The sequence below is a fragment of the Nibrella viscosa genome, from assembly GCF_039541875.1.
Taxonomy (GTDB): Bacteria; Bacteroidota; Bacteroidia; order Cytophagales; family Spirosomataceae; genus Nibrella; species Nibrella viscosa.
This window is the reverse complement of sequence record NZ_BAABHB010000001.1, coordinates 556098-572593: the sequence shown is the minus strand read 5'-3', so window position 1 is coordinate 572593 and position 16496 is coordinate 556098. Positions and strand designations below refer to the sequence as shown.

The following is a 16496-nucleotide window of genomic DNA, read 5'->3' as shown; positions in this document are numbered from 1 at the left end:
CGCACAATCAGTTACGATCATGCGAAAAACCCTGGCCTCCCTTCTTCTTGCGCTTTGCTTTGTTTATACCTACGCGCAGAAACCTGTATTAACCCCCGGCTCCCCGGAAGCCTCCGGCATGAGCAGTGAGCGCCTGCAGCGCATTGACCGCGTGGTGCAGGACTATATCAGCAAAGGCTGGCTGACGGGCGCATCGGCCTTTATTTCCCGCAACGGTAAGATTGTGTACCACAAAGCCTTTGGTCAGAACGACATCGATACAAAATCGCCGATGTCTAAAGACGCTATTTACCGCATTGCCTCGCAGACCAAGGCTATTACCAGCGTAGCCGTGATGATGCTGTTTGAAGAAGGCCGCTTTTTGCTGGATGAACCTATCTCCAAATACATTCCGGAATTTAAGAACCCGCAGGTGCTGGATAAATTCAACGAAAAAGATACCACATTCACTGCCGTTCCGGCCAAACGGGAGGTAACCATCCGGCATCTGCTTACCCATACCTCCGGCATCAGTTACGCCAGCATCGGCACCAAAGAGGCCAATGCCATTTACGCCAAATACAAAATTCCAAGCGGCATCGGCACGCCCAACGACAAACTATCCGATAAAATTCCGGCGCTGGGTAAGCTGCCCCTCATGCACCAGCCGGGCGAAAAGTGGACCTATGGGTTAAACACGGATGTTTTGGGTTATCTGGTCGAAGTGGTATCGGGCCAATCGCTGGATCAGTTTTTCCGGACCCGGATTTTTGAGCCGCTGGGCATGAAAGACACGTATTTCTACCTGCCCACCGATAAGCACAACCGGCTGGCCGTATTGTACGCCGAGAAGGATGGCAAGGTCAGTAAAATGCAGGCACAGGGAAGCTCCAGTCCGGATTACCCCAACCAGCCGGGAACTTACTACTCCGGTGGGGCCGGCTTATCGTCGACCGCTTACGATTACGCCATCTTTCTGCAGATGATGCTGAACGGCGGTGAATACAACGGTAAACGGCTGCTCAGCCCGGCCACCGTCCGGATGATGACTACTAACCAGGTCGGCCTGATGTACAACGGCACCAATAAGTTTGGTTTAGGCTTTGGCATCGCCGACGAGCGCGAAGCCGCCAGAATACCTATATCCGAGGGCAGCTTTTCCTGGGGTGGCTATTTCGGCACCACCTACTGGGCAGACCCCAAAGAGGGCATCATTGCACTGATTATGACCCAGCAGGTACCCAACAGCCACGGTGACCTCAGTGACAAATACCGGGTGCTGGTATATCAGGCCATCACTAACTCGCAGGAGCCTATGCTGTCGGGTAAGTAAAGTGTACGACGGGTGTTTCTTAAATTTTCCTAAATCTACCGACAAGAACCGGCCAAAACGGCCGGTTCTTGCCAAAATAATCTATTTTTGCAGGTAGTATTAATTCCGCTTAGGCTCCTGAATGGCTCGAAAGAAGAAAGTAGGCTCGTACCCCAGCGGCATGATTATGTTCAGCCTGACGCTGGCCCTGTTTCTCATTGGACTTTGTGGCATGCTGGCTATTCAGTCGAAACGGTTGGTTACCTATATCCGCGAGAATAATGAAGTCCGGGTGTTTCTGGACAAGGATCTTGACGCCCAAAAGGTAAATGCGCTGTACCGGACGCTGGTATCCCGCCCGTATGTGCTGTACCAGAACAACAACCCACAGATTACCTTTGTAACCAAAGACTCGGCGGCTAAGCAGTTCATTGCCGAAACCAAAGAAGATTTCCGGCAACTGCTGGGCGAAAACCCCCTGCGCGACAGCTACCGGGTCAAGCTACGCGAAGACTACTTTGAAGAAGCTAAACTCAAAAGCATTAAAGCGGATCTGGAAGGGATAAACGGCGTTTTTGAGGTGGTTTACCAGGAGAACCTCGTCGATGTTATCAACCGCAATATTACCAAGGTATACCTGATTATGTCGGGTTTTGCGCTGGTGCTGCTGCTGATTATTGTGGTGCTGATGAACAACACTATCCGGCTGGCCCTGCACTCCCAGCGTCTGCTGATCCGGAGTATGCAACTGGTGGGGGCTACCAACGGCTTTATTACCCGTCCGTTTCTGCGCCGGGGGATGCTTCAGGGCTTAATCAGTGGCCTGGTGGCGGCCTCGCTGCTGGTGCTGCTCCTACAGGTGGCGCTGTATAACCTGCCGGAACTGGCCGTGCTTCAGGAGCCCGAAAAAATGGCTATGCTGCTGGCCGGTCTGGTGGTGTTGGGTATTCTGATTGGCCTGATCAGCACGTTCCAGGCCGTAAACCGGTACCTCGGCATGTCGCTGGATGAAATGTATTAATTAGTTGGAGGTTTGAAGTTAAAAAGGCTGACGCCAACTTCAAATTTTAAACTTTAAACCTCAAACCTCAAACCTCAAACTTCAAACTATGAATAAGCTTCCATTTGGGAAAAAGAACTACCGGCTGATGGTCATCGGCGTGGTGATTATTCTGGCGGGCTTTCTGGTCATGAGTCTCGACACCGAACCGTTTGGCTTTGGTGCCCTGGGCCTCACCATTGGTCCCTTACTGGTATTTGCCGGTTTTATCATTGAATTCTTTGCCATCCTGGCGAAGCCCGGCCAGGCGTGACCCCCTTGAAATAGCCTTCATGAATGTTTTTCACGCCATTATGCTGGCCATCATTGAGGGGCTGACCGAGTTTCTGCCGGTTTCCTCCACAGGCCACATGATTATCTATTCGTCCCTGGTCAGGATCAGCGGTGACGAGTTTACCAAACTGTTTACCGTTAATATCCAATTTGGCTGTATTCTATCGGTGCTGGTGCTGTACCGCCGTCGCTTCCTGGTCGATACCCGCACCTCCGACGGAGAGTCTACCTTCTGGTTCCGGCGCTTACCCGTATCCCTGCAGCGGCCGTTGCGTCACCATGCCGGCCTGCTCGATTTTTACCTGAAGATTCTGATTGCGTTTCTGCCGGCGGCCGTTATCGGTTTTCTGCTGAACGACCTCATCGATGCCTTGCTGGAAAACGTAACCGTTGTGGCCATTTCACTGCTGCTGGGCGGCATTGTGCTGGTATACATCGACCGGCTGATGAAAGCAATAGAGCGTGACTATGACGTCACTTTCCCGGAAGCGCTGCGGATTGGTTTCTTTCAGTGTATTGCCATGATACCGGGTGTGTCGCGCTCGGCGGCTACCATCATCGGCGGGATGTTTCAGGGCCTGAGTCGCCAGCAGGCTGCCGAGTTCTCGTTTTTTCTGGCCGTACCGACCATGGCCGCAGCCTCAGGCTATAAACTGCTGAAAACCTACAAACTGCTGCAACCGGGCGACATCCAATTGCTACTCATCGGCAATGGTATTGCCTTTGTGGTAGGGCTGCTGGCCATCCGGGGCTTCGTCGGCTTCCTGACCCGGTATGGCTTTAAAGTGTTCGGCTATTACCGCATTGCCTTAGGGCTGCTGCTGCTGGGGCTGATTGCTGCGGGGGTTAAACTGGATGTTGTATAGCTTCAGGTTTCAGTTTCAAGTTCCATGTTTCAGGTTTCAGGTTAATGGCTACGATAAGGCGCTTTGAGGATCTGTTGTGCTGGCAGAAGTCCAGATTGTTAGATAATAAAGTTTTTCAGTTGACGCGTAAGCAACCTTTAGTCAATGATTTCAGCTTGATTGATCAATGGCGCAGGGCAAGTGGCTCGGTAATGGATAACATCGCAGAAGGGTTCGAAAGAGATGGAAATAAAGAATTTATAAACTTCTTAAGCATTAGCAAAGGCTCTCTCGGAGAGGTAAGATCACAAGCTTATCGAGCCTTAGATCGGTGTAACATTAGTCAGGCTGAGTTTGACGATGTTCATGGATTATGCCTGGAAATCAGTAGCCTCCTTCAACGTTTCATGGCTTATTTAAAAGCTTCGGATTACAAAGGCACCAAATACAAAGTCGGCGAACCGCCCGCCGACTATTTCATAAGTGACCTTGAATCTAATTTATAACTGAACTACCCATCCAGGTATCCACGACGCCCAAACCTGAAACTTGAAACCTGAAACTTGAAACCTGAAACAACTAAAACAGACCCTGCCCTCGTCATCCTCATCGACAAGCCGCTGGAGTGGACCTCGTTCGATGTGGTGAAGAAACTCCGCTGGGCGTGTAAATTCAAAAAGATTGGCCATGCCGGCACCCTCGATCCGCTGGCAACGGGCCTGCTGATTCTCTGCACCGGAAAAAAAACTAAAGAGATCGACAGCTACCAGGCTCAGGAGAAAGAATATACCGGTACGCTGGTGCTGGGCAAAACCACGCCTTCCGTCGATCTGGAAACCGAATTCGATGCGGAGTTTGATGTGTCTGACATTACCCCGGACCAAATTCAGAAAGCTGCCGAACAGCTGACTGGTACCATCGAGCAGATTCCACCGATTTACTCCGCTGTGCGCGTCAACGGTGAGCGGCTGTACGAAAAAGCCCGGCGGGGCGAAACGGCTGAGATCAAATCCCGCACCGTTACCGTCTCCGCCTTTGAGGTCGGCACCAACCGGTTCCCTGAAGTAGACTTTCGTATTGTGTGTTCAAAAGGCACGTATATTCGCAGTCTGGTACGCGACCTGGGCCTGCTGCTCAACAATGGAGCCTATATGCAATCGCTGCGCCGAACCCGCATCGGCAACTTCCGCATTGAAGACGCCGATACGATTGAGAGTTTTATTGATCGATACAAATTACAATAGTTTCATGTTTCAAGTTTAAAGTTTCATGTTATTGGCAGATAAGACAAACTTGAGACCTTGAAACTTTGAACATGAAACAAAATTATGCTCGTCCACCACGGAGTTGATACGTTTGAACCGATTGAATATGCCGTTGTAACCAGCGGCACGTTCGACGGTGTTCACCTGGGTCACCAGAAAATTCTGAGCCGGCTAACCGAAATTGCCCAGGGACATACCGGGCAGACTGTTGTGCTAACGTTCTGGCCGCACCCCCGCACGGTTGTCTCCAACGATAGCCAGAACCTGAAGCTGCTGTCGTCGCTGGACGAAAAAATTGCCTTGCTGGAACAGGCCGGTGTCGATCATCTGGTGGTAATTCCGTTTACCCGCTCCTTCTCCGAGCTGACGTCCGAAGAATTTATCCAGACCATTCTGATCGACAGAATTGGCACCAGAACGCTGGTCATCGGCTACGATCACCGGTTTGGCCGCAACCGCGAAGGCAGCTTCGAGTACATCCGGCAGCATGCCGACGAATACGGGTTTGAGGTGGAAGAAATACCCCGGCAGGATGTGGAAGCCGTGGGGGTCAGTTCTTCCAAAATCAGGGCGGCACTTGCCGAAGGAAATGTCCAGATTGCGACTAAGTTTCTGGGGCGACCGTATAGCCTCACCGGCACTATCGTCAAGGGCCGCCAACTAGGGCGCACCATTGGCTACCCCACGGCGAATATTCAGGTCGACGACCCCAACAAGCTGATACCGAGCAATGGCGTGTATGCGGTAGATGTACTGCACAGCGACCGTACCTACGGCGGTATGCTCAACATCGGCGTTCGCCCAACCGTAGATGGCCTCAACCAAACAATTGAGGTATACATCTTCGATTTCAGCGCCGATATTTACGGTGAACACCTAACGGTGCGTTTCCGGGAATTTCTGCGGCCGGAGAAGAAATTCGGTGGCCTGCCCGAACTGGTAGAGCAGCTCAAACGCGACGAGCAGCAGGCCCGGCACGTGCTGGCCGAATAGCGTTTAGCCATATGAACCCGCTTACCCCTCGTCAGAACCTCATCGCCCGGCTCATTGCGGTGCCGGTGGCTGCGCTGGTAGCCTCGCACGTGGTGTTCTACCGGCGGTTTCCCTGGCAGGCAGCCTATCAGTTTCCCTGGCCTTATTTTCTCACGGTGGCTACGGTCATGCTCAGTTGCTGGGAGGTCAACCTTGCGGTATTCCGCTACCTCGACCAGCAACTGCCGTTTCATAAAAACCCGATTCGGCGCATACTCCGGCAAATCCTGTACGGCGGCACCCTCACCATGCTCACGTTTGCCCTGGTGTTTCCGTGCGCCATCCGGCTGTATACCGGGCAGTGGCCCACGCCCGACCTGTTTGTGACGGGTGTGTTCGTCTGCGCTACCATTGCCACCATCGGCAACGGCACCTATGTGGGCCTTTACCTGCTCCAGACCATCTATCTGGGAAAACAGCAACCTGCTGAAGAGCTAACGCAGCAACTCAACCCGCGTCCGGCTCTTTCCACCCGAACCAACACCTTACTGGTAGATACCGGTACGCGGCAGTTACAACTCGCCTTCGATGAGATCGCTTACTTCTACTCCTCCGGGGGCGTAGTGCTGCTGGTGAAGACCAACGGGCAGCAGATCACGACCAGCTATAACTCCTTTGCCAAACTCGAAGAGCGGCTGCCCGCCGATGTCTTCTTTCAGCTCAGTCGTCAGTTTATTGTGGGGCTACCTGCTGTTCGGGCGGTGGAAGATGACCAGAACCGGAAGCTGATTGTGCGGCTCACCCCGGCGCTGCACAAGAGCGATTCGCACGAAATGGTTACCGTAAGCCGCTACCGCAGCGCCGAGTTCAAAAAGTGGTTCCGGCAGGTGGCTACGGCCTGACCATTCGTTGCAAAATCCGATACCATTCGTTGATACGGAGTTGCTTTGTTGCTTTTCAAGCGAAAAACGCCCTTTTTCTTTGCATCGTCTGTCAACCAAAACATACACGACGATGCAAGCGAATCTATCACACCTCCACGAACCGCTGCCCCTCTGGCTGGGCCTTTTCTTTACAGCAACAACGCTGGCAGGGCTGGCCGGACTGTACAGCGCCCTCCGGAAAGCAGAACCCCGGACAGCCCGACGGGCAATAGCCGGACTCGTAGCCTGGCTAACCCTGACCGGCGTATTGGCCGCTACTGACTTCTACTTTAACATAAACGCTACCCCATCCCGGTTTACCCTGGTAATCATACCCACCATCGGGTTTGTCATTGGGCTGCTCAGCACCCGCAGCGGCCGGACATTCACGGACCGGCTGCCGCTCCGTACGCTGACGCTGATCCATACCATCCGGATACCGGTGGAGCTGGCTATTTACACGTTTTACGTTTACCAGCAGGTACCGGAGCTGATGACATTTGAGGGCCGCAACCCGGATATCCTCCCCGGCCTAACGGCCCCCATTGTAGCCTATCTGGCTTTTAACCGGCAATGGCTATCGAGCCGGGGGCTACTAATCTGGAACGTGGTGTCGCTCGGCTTCCTGCTTAATATTGTCCTCAACGCTATCTTAGCTTCGCCGGTACCTTTCCAGCAGTTTGGCTTTGAGCAGCCCAATGTAGCCGTGTTGAAGTTTCCGTTTATCTGGCTGCCGGCCTTTATTGTACCGCTGGTATTTTTCTGCCATGTTGTTGCCATTCGGCGGTTAATCAGCAGCCAAACAACCACAGGAACACCAGGCCTTCTCCCGCATCCGTAAAAGCCAGGTAGATCAGCGTTGCCGTAAGGGTCAGCCCTACCCCACCGTACACGCCCCGGATGGAACTGTAGGCAAACAAAGAGAATGGCGAAGGCTGAAAAAAGAATCAGCGCGACAGCAGAAGCGTTATTACCCATCACTATTCTTGGTAAAGACCAAGATTTTGTTCTACATTTCAAGGGGTCAACTTTCAAAGTGCCTGATGACTCCAACACCCCCATTCCACACCGGTAATTATGCTTGTCTTCACAACTCAACTCCAGAAATTCGGCAGCAAGGGAGAGAAAACGGGCTGGATTTACATTGAGATACCGGCCTATCTGGCTGCGGAGCTAAAACCCGGCACCAAACAGTCGTTTCGGGTGAAAGGGCAGCTCGACAATCTGGCAATTCAGGCCGTGGCCCTGCTGCCAATGGGTGAGGGTGATTTTATCCTGCCGGTCAATGCGGGGATGCGCAGGAAGCTCCGGAAAGCCGAAGGAGCAACCGTTCGGGTAGCCATTGACGTCGATGAGGCCCCTATCCCCTTGTCGGCCGATCTGCTGGAATGTCTGCAGGATGACCCTCAGGCGCAGGCTTTTTTCAACCAGCTTAGCAAAGGCCATCAGAAATATTTCTCCGACTGGATTGAAGAGGCCAAAACGATGGAGACCAAGGCCAGCCGCATCGCCAAGGCGGTAAGGGGGCTTTCGATGGGTATGAGCTTTAGCGAAATGTACCGGTATTTTAAAAAGCAGAAGCAGGACAAGTAAGTCGGATGCTACCCGGGAGTCCTGAAAAAAAAGTTGCTTTTGCGGGCAAATCTTCTCACCTTATCTGCCTGTTTCCTATAGCCTTAGACTTTTTACCAAATGAAAAAGCTGACAGAAGATGCGGTTACCCGACGCAATTTTCTCTCTACGCTGGCCGTATCCGGAGCGGCCATGAGCCTGCCGGATGGCGTACAGGCTTATCCCGATGGGCTGGCCGCAGCCCGCGCCAATGATTCATCTGCCACGGTCCGGGCCGCCGGTGCGCCCATTCAGATCGTGTGTACCGAACGCCTGTCGGCTGCGGAAGCGGAACAGATCCGGGCGGCCGGAAAGAACATACAATTGCATCTATTAGGTGAAACAAGCGATCCGGCAAAGCTCCTCGCCAACGCCGAAGTAATTCTGGGTGTTCCGGACGCCCAGATGTTGCAGGCCGCGCCTAAGCTGAAATGGGTGCAAACCTGGGCGGCCGGCGTAGATCGGACCCCCAGCGAACTGATGGAGCATGCCTGCCAGCTTACCAATATGCAACGGGTATTTGCGCCCGTCATTGCCGAATCGGCGATTGCGCTCCTGCTCAGCCTGACCCGTGGCCTTGCCCAAACCTCCATCCCCGCTTTTGGGGAGCGGAAGTGGGTACACCCGCCTGGTTCTGTAGTGCTGGATGATCTGTACGGCAAAACCATCGGCATCGTGGGCATGGGGGGTATCGGCTCAGAAACGGCGCGTCGTTTGCATTACGGCTTCAATATGCGGGTGCTGGCGACCGATGCAAAGCCCTTACCCAAACCTGAGTTTGTGGCCGAACTGCACGACCCTACCTGGCTGCCGGAAATGGTGCCGCAGGTCGACGTGCTGATGAGTGCCGCTCCGCTGACGAAAGAAACCCGGCTGCTGTTCAACGAGGCAGTTTTTGGCCGGATAAAATCGAGCGCCTACTTCATAAATGTGTCGCGTGGCGGTCTGGTTGATCAGAATGCGCTGGTAAAAGCCCTGAAAGAAGGACGCATCCGGGGTGCCGGGCTTGACGTAACCACGCCGGAGCCGCTACCGGCCGATCATCCCCTCTGGACCTGCCCTAATCTGGTCATCACCCCCCACAACTCCGGCAACGCACCCATTCGCCAGAAACGACTGATTGCCCTGGTTACCGAAAACGTCCGCCGGTATTCGTCGGGACTGCCTTTGCTGAATGTAGTGGACAAGGCCAAAGGCTATTAGCGGTCAGCACTGTACCCATTAATCCGTAAATCGTACTGATAACCTATGACTAGACGTCTCCTCACCGCCGTAACGAGCCTTCTTTTCAGCCTGATCCCTGCTTTTGTTTTGGTTTCCTGCAACCAGAACGAAGCAGGCACCACCGACACGCCCAAAGCCGTGCTGATTCCGGCCAAAAAATTTTACTTCAACAACTTTGTCGACTGCAACATGGCCGAAGCCTGGATCGGCGATACCTTCCGCATTTTTCCGGGCAAGCACGGCGAAGATCCGCTCTGGGGTTACGCCAATGACCTGAAGTTTGCCGACGGTGCCAACGCCGACGAAGCGTTTCTGCGGAAAGCCGGCGAGTTTACCGAACCCGGCATACCCGAAAACGCTCCCGTTGGTCAGCCGGGCCTGCATGGTGCCGTGTGGTTTGAAACGGTGTACCAGGACGCTACTGATAAGTCTGGCCGCACGCTGTATGCCGTTTACCACAACGAAAACTACCCCGCTACCCTCCCCTATGATCCCGAGACCGGCACCGGCTACAAAGACAACAACTGGCCGCAGGGCCTGAAAGGGCCAACATCACCCGCAGCCGTTTGCCGGATCGGCATCATGAAATCGACCGACGGGGGCCGGAACTGGGCCGACAAAGGACTATTTCTGGAAGACCTGCAACCCAGGCTCATTCTGAAGCCGCACAACACCTCCAACACCTTTGCCGGGGGCGTGGGCGATCCGTCGGCCGTAGCCAGTGGCGACTACCTGTACCTGTTCTACGGCGAATACGGCTACCCCGGCGAGTATGACCCGGCCGGCTATAATCCGGAAACAGAACGGAATGGGCAGTGCATCAGCGTAGCCCGCATCCGGCTGAGCGATCTGGACAACCCGGCCGATAAGGCCCGGCGCTGGGACGGCAAGGGGTTCAACGCCCCGCCCGACGGCGTTGGCGCACCCGTTGCCTCCCTGCAGATTGCAAAAACAGCGGGGGGCGGACCGGCCTCTTCACCTACCGGCGGTTTTCACTGGGGGCCATCTGTTAGCTGGAACACCTACCTGCAGTCGTGGGTGATGCTGATGGGCAAAGTAACCGGCCCCTCCTGGGAAGGCAGCAGCCTCTATATTTCGTTTAACCCGAACAAGGATCTGGGTAAGGGCAACAACTCCCAGCAATGGTCAACGCCGGTGAAGCTTGTCGACCGGCCGGGTCATATTCTCTGGTATCCGTCTCTCCAGCCGATGAACACGCCCGAGGATATTGCCAACAAGCACACCTGCCTGAAACTGGGCCAGAAGGCCCGGTTATTTTTCAAAGACATCCGGAAAGACACCAGCGAATACGTGTCGGAGTATATCGTAGAGTTCCGGAAATAGAACGGCATGGGCGGCCGCTTAGGGTGCGGCTGTCTCAGCTTTTTGGGTATTCCACGCCGGGTATTCCATGTAGTAGAGGTCGTACCCTTCCGCCCAATAGTTGTTGACGATCTTGCGGAGGACAAAACCGAACTTCTCGTAAAATGTGTAGACAAGCTGCGAGGTTCGGACCACGATAGTGTGGATATGCGGGTATTCTTTGATCCGGTCTATGCGGTACTGCGTCAGTTGGCGCCCCAGTCCTTTGCCCTGGTGGTAGGGATGGATAATGTCCCAACTGATGCGGGCCAGTTTTTCTTCGTCGAACAGGTTAAAGCCCCCGCAGCCAACGATTTCGTTATCCAGTTCCACCACAAAATAATGTTGGCTATGATGATGCAGGTAGTCTACCAGATCCGCTTCCTCGCTTTCGGCAAAATAAGCGGGGGTGTTCAGGCGTAGTAAGGCAAGCACAGCGTCCCGGTCCGCATCGGTATAAGATCTGATTGTCATGCTCAGGCTGTTATAGCACTTACCGCCTGGGTTTCCGTATCGAACAGCAGGAGACCCTCATGGGCATCATCGAGTTGGCCAAGTAGTTCACCTTTAGCGTTCCAGACCGACGATTTGCCGCCACAGTCGAAATTATCGCAATGACCAATGCAGTTGGCCATCAGCACCGGCATAGCGTACGTCTGCGCCACACCGGCTAAGGTCTCAGTAGCTTTTTCCACCCCGGCTACCGATTTAGCCACACTCGCTAAATAGATGCCGGCCTCCAGTTCATGAGCCCTTTCCGCGTGTTCGGGTACCGAGATTTCGTAGCAGATCGCAAGGGCGATTCTGGTCTTGTCTCCTATCAGGCCGGTTGTGGGCTGCCCGCTGACAAAATACGGTTCTTCGTCCGGGTGCAGGTACTGCTTTGCATACAGCTGCCGGGGCTGCTCCGGCTGGAAGATGAGCAGGCTAATCCAGATACCCCGCACCGTGCGGATGGGTACGCCCACGCCAATGGTGATCCGGTGCCTGTTGCTGATGGCCTGAAAAATGTCAAACCGGCTATCCTCCAATGTCGTGGCTACCTCGTTGGCCAGTTCCGGTTCGTAGCCGCTTATAGATAGTTCCGGGAAAATAATGATGTCGGCACCGTCGGCAACGGCCAGATCAATCAGTTTTTTATGGTTGGCTGTGTTGCGCTGAATGTCGCCTTTTACAGGGCGAGTCTGGGCCACGCAGAGTTTCATGTCACCGTCCGGGTTAATAGCGTTGTGAATGTAAGAAAAGCCTCTGTACCGCCTACTGCTCCAGAAACTCACGAACACGGACTTTCATGCGGGGCATTTCATTTTCCGGCACAATCACGATAAAATTAGTAGAGACCGTTTCTCCGCTGTGCAGAATATTACCGGCCTTTACCTGAATGGTATTGGTTACGGTTTTGCCCTCAGCGTTTTTGGTGGAAGTAGAGTACGGTACATAGAACTCCGGTGCCCGAACGTTCCCGCTCTTGGAGGTCAGCCGCATACCCGTAGCGTTCACACAGTCAAACTGAGCCAGCAGGTCCTGATCCTGCTGCCCAAATAAGGTTTGTTTTGGGAGCAACAGTTTGGTACAGCCACTTTTGTTGGTGGCATATACGGTTACTTCATATCGACCAAAGGAACCTTTACCGCCAACATCTTTCTTGCTTTCGTTCCGGATGGCGAAACCGTATTCAATCCCATTCAGCACAACCGGTTTGTTTTCGTCAACATCAAAAGATGCCTGGGCCAGAGCCAGCAGGCTTACGCCAAAGATCAACAGGGTAGTAAGTACATATTTCATCATGCGAACAAAAAGGTTTATGTGTATCCCGCCCAAAATTGGCATATAATTTTCCGCATCGGAAACGGCAGTTCGTAAACGGTAATGCTTCTGCGTGTTTTGCCAATGGGCGTTTATTTAATAATAAAAAATGAGTGTTTCATCAGATCAGGTTAAACAAAACCAGTCGGTGCTGGTTATGTATGCAATTACTCAACTTTTGAAAAACGTTATGGAAATCTTAGTAACTATTTTGGTTGGTGCCATTGCCGGTTGGCTGGCTGACCTTGTGTTTAAGCGCTTTTCGCTGTCTCTGTTCATGGAGATTATTTTAGGTATTGTTGGTGCCTTTGTTGGCGGCTGGATTTTCGGTAATGCCTTTGATACGGGTGCCGGTGGCATTCTGGATCGTATCCTGACCGCTTTTGTCGGTGCCTGCATTGTACTGGGTATTGCCGCCCTCATCAAAGGGTCAAGACGAACGGTCTAACGGCAGGCGATCATACATGTTTCGGAAAGGCCGGCATATCGCCGGCCTTTCTTCGTTGCAGGCAGGGATACGCTCAGTTTCCTGCGGCAAGCGACCAGTCTTTCCGGAAAAATAATAACTTGACGGCATGATTCACGACACCGCACCCGATACGTTCCGGCCCGACCTGGCCGATAAACTCCGGCAACTCGAACAGAAATATGCCGCCATGGGTCAGGATATGGCCTCGTACCTGGAGGGGTTGCTGCAGGCCGATTACCTGACCTACTGGGATTATATTCATCTCGAAACCCTGCTGTCGCTCCAGAATCCGCGCACGGCCTACCCCGACGAGCTGATCTTCATTACCTACCACCAAACGGTAGAGCTATATTTTAAACTCATCCTCCACGAAATTCACCAGATTGCCGGACATGAGGCCCTGACAGCCGTTTTTTTCACCGAACGGATGCAGCGCATCAACCGCTATTTCGATATTCTCCAGCACTCGTTCGGGGTGATGGTAGAGGGCATGGACCGTGACCAGTTTCTGAAATTCCGGATGGCGCTGCTCCCCTCCAGCGGTTTTCAGTCGGTGCAGTTCCGGCAAATTGAAATTACGTCTACCGATTTCCGGAATCTGGTAGTGGCCCCGGAAGGCACAGCCGACGATGCCCCTATTGAAGCGCTGTATGAATACCTGTACTGGAAGCAGGGCGCAACCGAACTGGCCACCCAGCAGAAAACGCTTACTCTCCGGCAATTTGAGAAGCAGTATGGCCCACAGCTCGTGAAACTGGCCGTTGAGTTTAAAGAGCGAAATCTTTGGCGCTGCTTCCGGCGTTTACAGGCCACCGGCACCGCTTCCAACGACCTGATTCAGGAACTCCGGGCGTTTGACCGGCGCGTCAATGTGCAGTGGAAACTCTCGCATCTGCGGTCGGCGGTTAAATACCTGCACAAAGAGCCGGAGGACATTAAAGCCACCGGCGGCACCAACTGGCAAACGTATCTGCCCCCCATGCAGCAAAATCGGATCTTTTTTCCGGGTCTCTGGTCCGATGCCGAGAAACAGAACTGGGGTAACGCCCGGTTCGGCAAGCCTGAAGCCTGAGGCAGTACCGGTTTACAAACCGAAGCCCCAGCCAATGGGCCGGGGCTTCGGAAAACAAGAATGGTGTGAATAATGGCTTAGCCAATTGATACGAGCCGGTTAGCAGCCGCCGGCTTTGTCGACAGCGTCACTTCTTTCACCGTGGTTTCGGCCCCGTTGGTAACCTCAATGCGGTAGATACCATCTTCCAGCTCGCTCAGGTCAAACTTGCTCCAGAACTTGCCATCTTTCTTTTGCAGATAGCTGGTGTGAAGCAGATGACCTTTGGCGTCTCTCAGGCGGACCTCAACCCGGCTACCCATTGCTTTTTCAACAATTACGTTCAGCTTCAGCGCCGATGCCGACGGAAATACGGCCACCCGGTAAGCAGTCGGTGCTTTCGGGCCGGCCAGTCGGTGGCTCTCAGCCGAAGCCGTCAGTGAAGTGGCGCTGACAGTCAGCGCCAGAGCGAAGGTTACAAATAGCGTTTTCATGATTTGTGTGGATAGATTGTTAAACTGTTTTTACTGGTGTGATCAACCCTGGTGTGATTGATGCCTTAAAGATAGCCTGACACCCCGCTGCGTTGCATGGCACTTACGCCGACGGCAACTTTTTTATATGAGTGGCAGTAGCGTTGTATAACTGATTCTGGAACCTGATAGCCGAAAGTCAATTTGTCCACTATCGGACACTATAATCAGACGATCAAAGGCTTAACCAGTAAACTAAGGACAGAGTGGCGCCCGACGGTTATGGTATATTGAGTTCCACCTCGTATTCAAGAAGCCAACAGCCGCTATTGGTTATGATAGCGGCTGTTGGCGAAGATCGAAAGAGCTGGTCAGGCCGGTAGCGGCCCAACAGGCCTTTGTTAGTACATGGCGATGGTCCGGTTCACGTTGACTGGTGACTGCGTCGACAGCGTGATGTCTTTAACCGTCGATTCTGCGCCGTTGGTTATCTCTACCCGGTAGGTGCCGTCGGCGAGGTTGCTCAGGTCAAATTTGCTCCAGAACTTACCGTCTTTCTTTTGCAGGTAATTGGTGTGCAGCACGCGGCCCCCGGCATCTTTCAGCCGAATCTCAACCCGGCCGCCCATTTCCTTTTCTACCATCACGTTCAGCGTCGTGGCCGATGCAAATACGGCTGATTTGTAAGACGTCGGAGACGCGTTTTCTTTACCGCCATTAGCGGAAGCTACCAGAGATACAGCGCTCAGTGACAGAGCCAGGGCGAATGTTTTTACGAACGTTTTCATGCTTTTTTGTGTGGACAGTATTGGTTGATTTTTTTGTTAGTCAGGTTTTTCGCCTGTTTGATGACTCAAAGATAGCAGGCGAAATGCGTATGGACCGGGCCGATTATTTCAGCGGTTATTTCATTCGGATGAATGGTAAAAAGCCGGGACGACTGAGTAAACGGCAGAATTTACCCTGTTTTCACTGTCCGGATTCGGAGTTTTTTTTATTGACTATCAATTACTTACACAAAATCAATGTAAAATTTGGCAAAATCCACTTACTTTGTAATCTAATTATGCAATCTTCCGAAAAGGCCAAAGAACTCTATCGCCGGCCTACCCTCTTTTCTTCGTTTGACGAATTGGTAGCGGCTGAAAGCACCCGCCACGGTGGTGTCAGTCCGGAGCCATACGCATCGCTGAACCTGGGCCTGAACACGCCCGATGACCCGGAAAACGTGACCGAAAACCGGCGTCGCTTTTTTGCGACCCTCGGTATCAGCGCCGATCGGGTGGCTTCTTCCCATCAGATTCATGGTGTAGCCATTTTACGGGCTACCGAACCGGGCCGCTTCGACGGTTACGACGCGTTACTGACCAATCAGCCGGATATATACCTGGCCGTCAGCACGGCCGACTGCGTACCGATTCTGGTGTACGATCGACGGCATCAGGCTGTGGCTGCCATTCACGCGGGCTGGCGGGGTACCGTGGGTGGTATTGTCTCGCTGACGCTTCAGGCTATGCAGGCGCAGTTTGACACCCACCCTGGCGACTGCTACGCGTACGTTGGCACCTGTATCGACGAAACCTCCTATGAAGTCGGGCCGGAAGTGGCCGAACAGTTTGGGCCTAATCACAAACGCATCGACTCGTTTTCGGGTAAGGCGTTCATCAATCTGAAATCCGCCAATACCCGACAACTCACCGATTTTGGTATTCCGGCCGCGCATATCGGTATATCTACCTTCTCGACGGTGCTGGATAATAAAGATTATTTCTCGCACCGACACGAGAACGGTCAAACCGGCCGGATGCTGGCTATCATTGGTATTCAGCCCCGGTAGGTTGCTTCCGGTAATACGGGGAGTACTAAAAAAG

20 protein-coding genes are annotated in these 16496 nt (G+C 53.2%); 15 read left to right on the top strand and 5 right to left on the bottom strand.

Annotated elements, in window-relative coordinates; genetic code table 11:
- Positions 1-19: 19 nt before the first annotated feature.
- The 12 genes from ABD931_RS02440 to ABD931_RS02385 all read left to right on the top strand — a co-directional run bounded on the left by ABD931_RS02440 (position 20) and on the right by ABD931_RS02385 (position 10808).
- Positions 20-1312: a serine hydrolase domain-containing protein gene (locus ABD931_RS02440; protein ID WP_345263584.1), complete on the top strand. Its 1293-nt coding sequence runs from the start codon at positions 20-22 to the stop codon at positions 1310-1312.
- 121 nt (positions 1313-1433) lie between these two features.
- The gene (locus ABD931_RS02435) at positions 1434-2312 is read left to right on the top strand and encodes a cell division protein FtsX (RefSeq protein WP_345263582.1); all 879 of its coding nucleotides are present in this window, start codon (positions 1434-1436) and stop codon (positions 2310-2312) included.
- A gap of 88 nt (positions 2313-2400) precedes the next feature.
- Positions 2401-2604: a DUF3098 domain-containing protein gene (locus tag ABD931_RS02430; protein WP_345263580.1), complete on the top strand. Its 204-nt coding sequence runs from the start codon at positions 2401-2403 to the stop codon at positions 2602-2604.
- 19 nt (positions 2605-2623) lie between these two features.
- Positions 2624-3490 carry an undecaprenyl-diphosphate phosphatase gene (locus ABD931_RS02425; RefSeq protein WP_345263578.1) on the top strand — a complete coding sequence of 289 codons (867 nt, stop codon included), beginning with the start codon at positions 2624-2626 and terminating at the stop codon, positions 3488-3490.
- Between the two features lie 44 nt (positions 3491-3534).
- Positions 3535-3975: a four helix bundle protein gene (locus tag ABD931_RS02420; RefSeq protein ID WP_345263576.1), complete on the top strand. Its 441-nt coding sequence runs from the start codon at positions 3535-3537 to the stop codon at positions 3973-3975.
- Between the two features lie 57 nt (positions 3976-4032).
- Positions 4033-4713: a tRNA pseudouridine(55) synthase TruB gene (gene truB, locus ABD931_RS02415; protein ID WP_345263574.1), complete on the top strand. Its 681-nt coding sequence runs from the start codon at positions 4033-4035 to the stop codon at positions 4711-4713.
- Positions 4714-4797: 84 nt separating this feature from the next.
- Positions 4798-5727: a bifunctional riboflavin kinase/FAD synthetase gene (locus tag ABD931_RS02410; RefSeq protein ID WP_345263572.1), complete on the top strand. Its 930-nt coding sequence runs from the start codon at positions 4798-4800 to the stop codon at positions 5725-5727.
- Positions 5728-5738: 11 nt separating this feature from the next.
- On the top strand, positions 5739-6608 hold the full coding sequence (locus tag ABD931_RS02405; RefSeq protein ID WP_345263570.1) for a LytR/AlgR family response regulator transcription factor: 870 nt from the start codon (positions 5739-5741) through the stop codon (positions 6606-6608).
- Between the two features lie 112 nt (positions 6609-6720).
- Positions 6721-7470 (top strand): DUF8737 domain-containing protein, encoded by a 750-nt coding sequence (locus ABD931_RS02400; RefSeq protein ID WP_345263568.1) that lies wholly within the window; start codon positions 6721-6723, stop codon positions 7468-7470.
- Between the two features lie 236 nt (positions 7471-7706).
- Entirely contained in the window at positions 7707-8222 is a 516-nt protein-coding gene (locus ABD931_RS02395; RefSeq protein ID WP_345263566.1) for a DUF1905 domain-containing protein, read from the top strand.
- 99 nt (positions 8223-8321) lie between these two features.
- Entirely contained in the window at positions 8322-9443 is a 1122-nt protein-coding gene (locus ABD931_RS02390) for a D-2-hydroxyacid dehydrogenase (RefSeq protein ID WP_345263564.1), read from the top strand.
- Positions 9444-9488: 45 nt separating this feature from the next.
- On the top strand, positions 9489-10808 hold the full coding sequence (locus tag ABD931_RS02385; RefSeq protein ID WP_345263562.1) for a glycoside hydrolase family 183 protein: 1320 nt from the start codon (positions 9489-9491) through the stop codon (positions 10806-10808).
- Positions 10809-10826: 18 nt separating this feature from the next.
- Here ABD931_RS02385 and ABD931_RS02380 read toward each other — a convergent pair whose 3' ends face one another.
- Genes ABD931_RS02380 through ABD931_RS02370 form a run of 3 tightly spaced genes read right to left on the bottom strand, consistent with a single transcriptional unit; the run spans position 10827 to position 12614 of the window.
- Complete coding sequence (locus tag ABD931_RS02380) at positions 10827-11300, bottom strand: GNAT family N-acetyltransferase (protein WP_345263560.1); 474 nt, start codon at positions 11298-11300, stop codon at positions 10827-10829.
- A gap of 2 nt (positions 11301-11302) precedes the next feature.
- Positions 11303-12031: a carbon-nitrogen hydrolase family protein gene (locus ABD931_RS02375; RefSeq protein ID WP_345263558.1), complete on the bottom strand. Its 729-nt coding sequence runs from the start codon at positions 12029-12031 to the stop codon at positions 11303-11305.
- A gap of 52 nt (positions 12032-12083) precedes the next feature.
- Entirely contained in the window at positions 12084-12614 is a 531-nt protein-coding gene (locus tag ABD931_RS02370) for an ABC transporter permease (protein WP_345263556.1), read from the bottom strand.
- A 208-nt stretch (positions 12615-12822) separates the two neighbouring features.
- Between ABD931_RS02370 and ABD931_RS02365 the strand changes: the two genes are divergently transcribed.
- On the top strand, positions 12823-13080 hold the full coding sequence (locus ABD931_RS02365; RefSeq protein WP_345263554.1) for a GlsB/YeaQ/YmgE family stress response membrane protein: 258 nt from the start codon (positions 12823-12825) through the stop codon (positions 13078-13080).
- A gap of 127 nt (positions 13081-13207) precedes the next feature.
- Positions 13208-14173: a tryptophan 2,3-dioxygenase family protein gene (locus ABD931_RS02360; protein WP_345263552.1), complete on the top strand. Its 966-nt coding sequence runs from the start codon at positions 13208-13210 to the stop codon at positions 14171-14173.
- A gap of 77 nt (positions 14174-14250) precedes the next feature.
- Here the strand turns inward: ABD931_RS02360 and ABD931_RS02355 are convergent, their stop codons facing one another.
- Together ABD931_RS02355 and ABD931_RS02350 are read right to left on the bottom strand one after the other, a co-directional pair.
- Positions 14251-14646, bottom strand: a complete 396-nt coding sequence (locus tag ABD931_RS02355) for a T9SS type A sorting domain-containing protein (protein ID WP_345263550.1) — start codon at positions 14644-14646, stop codon at positions 14251-14253.
- A gap of 380 nt (positions 14647-15026) precedes the next feature.
- Entirely contained in the window at positions 15027-15413 is a 387-nt protein-coding gene (locus ABD931_RS02350) for a T9SS type A sorting domain-containing protein (protein WP_345263548.1), read from the bottom strand.
- 278 nt (positions 15414-15691) lie between these two features.
- Here ABD931_RS02350 and pgeF point away from each other — a divergent pair, with 278 nt between their 5' ends.
- Complete coding sequence (gene pgeF, locus ABD931_RS02345) at positions 15692-16462, top strand: peptidoglycan editing factor PgeF (protein ID WP_345263546.1); 771 nt, start codon at positions 15692-15694, stop codon at positions 16460-16462.
- Positions 16463-16496: the final 34 nt, after the last annotated feature.